The following is a 3,071-nucleotide window of genomic DNA, read 5'->3' as shown; positions in this document are numbered from 1 at the left end:
ACACTATCTGCCTCGCCGCGCGGTCGAAAGATAGCCGGATGAACAGTGGGAAGATTCTGAGTGACGCCTTCACCGGTATCGGCGAGGCTGGCGGCCACTCCACACAGGGGTCGGTCGAGATTCCGCTCGGTATCTTCACCGGTATCGAGTCGAGCGTCGACAACCGCGATACGCTCTTACAACTCACCGAAGAAGCAGTAACGCGCAAGCTCTTCCGTGCAATGGGTGTGGAGGGCGGCGAGAGCGGAAACGGGAGTTAGAACGTCACGCGATAAGCGATTCTTCGTCTTCTTCGGGATTCTTCAGACGCTCGATAACGTCGTTGATGAGGATAACATCGCCGACAGCACGGACCCACCGATACGGGATGAGTACGCCCTTTCCGGGTTCGATTTGATTGCGAAACAGTTCGTCGTTCAGGGCTGTCAGCGCGAGTCCGGTGACCGTCTCGTGGTCTAAGTCGAGGCGGACATCTTCGACCTCGCCGACGAACACACCGTTGTTCGAGTAGACCTCACGGCCTACGAGCGTCGTAATCTCTTCGGGCGTCCCGTCCATATCCGCCAACATGGGATGCCGGGTCTTAATTGTTCGTAGCCCGCGGCTTGCGGCGCAGACACACGGCAGACGAGCGTCCGACATCGGCGAAAAAACACCGGAAAATCCGGATTCGAGTATCGAAAAATCTGCCGGAAGTTTCCACATCGGCCGATAGATATTTCGGTGAGAATCGGTGGAAATTACCACCGACACGCGCCGGTGTTACCGCCGCGGCGCGACGAGTTGAATCGGGTGCTGCGACGGTCGGCGAAGCAGCGAGTCGAGTTGTTCGAGACACGAGGTCCCGCTTGCGACCACGGTTCGGTGTTTCGTCTCGTCGGTCTGGAACTGTCCCTGTAGCTCGGACCCGACGTCGACGCTCAGTTCGTAGTATTCGGACTTGTACCCGAACGACCCGGCCATTCCGCAGCACTCCACGTCAGAGGTGACTACGTCGTAGCCGAGACGCGAGAGAACGGCTTCGGTGTGGCCTTCGAGTCCGAGCGTCCGTTGCTGACAGTGGCTGTGGTAGGCGACTTCCTCGCTGTCGGTCGTCGCGAGCGCGTCGGCATCTACACCGTTTTCGAGCAGGCCGAAGACGTACTCCATAACCTCGTAACTGGCCTCGGAGATGCGCTGGAACGATTTTTCGGGGAGGAACTTCTCGTACTCGGTTTGGAACATTGCGAGGTCGGACGGCTCGATGACGACGATATCTCTGCCGTCGTCGATGTGTTCCGCAAGCCCGGCGTACACGTCGTGAGCGTGGTCTTCGGCGGTCGCAATCATCCCTTGCGAAAGCGGGGCGCGGCCCGACGACCGAACGTCGGGAACGACCACGTCGACGCCGAGCGCTTCGAGAGCGCGAACAGCGGCTTTCCCGCGTTCGACCTGTACGTGGTTCGTGTACACGTCCGGGTAGAGAACGGCAGTTCGTGTCGGGTTCTCGACGTGCGAGTTGCGGGCGTCGAACCAGTCTTTCAGCGTCTCGCGCTGGAAGGCGGGGAGTTCGCGCCGGGCGTCGATACCGAGGAACCGCTCCATAAGGTCACGAGAGACCGACAGTTGCGAGGCCCAATTCGAGAGCGGAGCGAAGAAGCTCCCGACCTTCGCGGCCGTCTCGAAGTTGCCGAAGAAGCGCTTTTGGAGGCTGACGCCGCCGGGTTCTTCGTCCGGGGTGAGTCCCTCGACGAGCCAATCGACTTCCGAGGCCTCGCCGCGGTTTACGCGGTCGCGGACGACCGTGTTTATCCACGGGATGTCGATTTCGACCGGACAGGCCGTAGTACACCGACTACACCCGGTACAGAGGTCGTTGAACTCGGCGGCCGTGTCGAGTCCTTCGACGCCCGCTTCCCACCCGGTTCCGATGCCGCCGGAGTAGGTCTCGCCGCCGAAGGCGTGGCCGCCGACGTGCTGGAAATTGGCGCAGACGTTCGAACACGCCGAACACCGGATGCAGTAGAGCGTCTCACGCAACTGGTCGTCGTCGCGCATGTCCATCCGGCCGTTGTCGATAAGGACGAGATGGAACTCGCGGTCGGTCTCGGTTTCGGTGAGCGGCGTGTCCGGGTCGTCGAAGTCGACGGTCGGCGATTCGACCGGTGGCGTGAGAAGCGAGATGTAGGACGTGATGTCCTGTCCCGTCCCGGACTTCCCGATAAGTTCGACGAAGGGTTGGAGGTCTTCGACGGTTGGAATAATCTTCTCGACACCGGCGACCGCGACGTGGGTGTCCGGCACGACGGCGGTCTTTCGGGCGTTCCCTTCGGATGTGACGAGCGCCATCGTACCCGTGTCGGCGGTGATGAAGTTCGCGCCGGTCATCCCCACGTCGGCGTCCTCGATGAGTTCGCCGAGTTGTTCGCGGGCGAACATGGTGAGTTCCTCGGCCGACTCCAGCGGTTCGTCCGGCTCGAACGTCTCGTTGAACAGGTCGGCGATGGCCTCCCGTGACTTGTGGATGGCGGGGGCGACGATGTGCGACGGCGAGTCGTCGGCAACTTGTAGGACCCACTCGCCGAGGTCGGTCTCGACCACGTCGATGTCCGCGGCTTCGAGTTCGTGGTTGACCTCGATTTCCTCGGAGGTCATCGACTTCGACTTGACGACGCGTTCGGCGTCCTTGTCCTCGCAAACCTCCCGAATGTAGCGATTCGCGTCCGCATCGTCGTCGGCGATGTAGAGCGTCCCGCCGTTCGCTTCGACGGTTTCGCGGAGTTGGTCGAGCAGTTCGGGAAGTCGCTCGATGGCGTCTTCCTTGATGGCCCGCGCCTCGGATTTCAGCCCCTCGTAATCGTCGAGCGTCTGGACGGACTCGTACCGTCCCTCGTTGAATCCGCGGGTGCTCGTGCCCACCGCATCACCCTCGGTTTCCATCAACTGTCGAATCTTCGCCGCCTTCGCCTCGCGTGCCTTACTCATCGAGAATCACCACGTGAACGTCTTTGGGACCGTGTGCTCCTTTCACCAGTGCACCCATGTCGGCGGTGGCGCTTGGACCGGTAGCGATAATCGCCGAGGAGTGTCCC

At 61.4% G+C, this 3,071-nt stretch carries 3 protein-coding genes and 1 pseudogene; 1 reads left to right on the top strand and 3 read right to left on the bottom strand.

The window, feature by feature from the left end:
* Window positions 1–260, top strand: a pseudogene (locus tag QT222_RS03540) (phosphoesterase); the annotation flags it as partial.
* A 4-nt stretch (window positions 261–264) separates the two neighbouring features.
* Here QT222_RS03540 and QT222_RS03535 read toward each other — a convergent pair.
* The 3 genes from QT222_RS03535 to QT222_RS03525 form a co-directional block, all read right to left on the bottom strand.
* The gene (locus tag QT222_RS03535; RefSeq protein ID WP_004056572.1) at window positions 265–558 is read right to left on the bottom strand and encodes a PRC-barrel domain-containing protein; all 294 of its coding nucleotides are present in this window, start codon (window positions 556–558) and stop codon (window positions 265–267) included.
* Window positions 559–762: 204 nt separating this feature from the next.
* Window positions 763–2,964 carry an LUD domain-containing protein gene (locus QT222_RS03530; protein WP_491476325.1) on the bottom strand — a complete coding sequence of 734 codons (2,202 nt, stop codon included), beginning with the start codon at window positions 2,962–2,964 and terminating at the stop codon, window positions 763–765.
* Window positions 2,957–3,071 (bottom strand): LUD domain-containing protein (locus QT222_RS03525; RefSeq protein ID WP_491476326.1); only part of this gene is annotated, 115 nt, incomplete at its 5' end. The genes QT222_RS03525 and QT222_RS03530, both read right to left, overlap by 8 nt.

This window comes from Haloferax sp. s1, assembly GCF_058382125.1.
The sequence above is the reverse complement of the archived record's forward strand: the minus strand, read 5'-3'. Positions and strand labels throughout refer to the sequence as shown.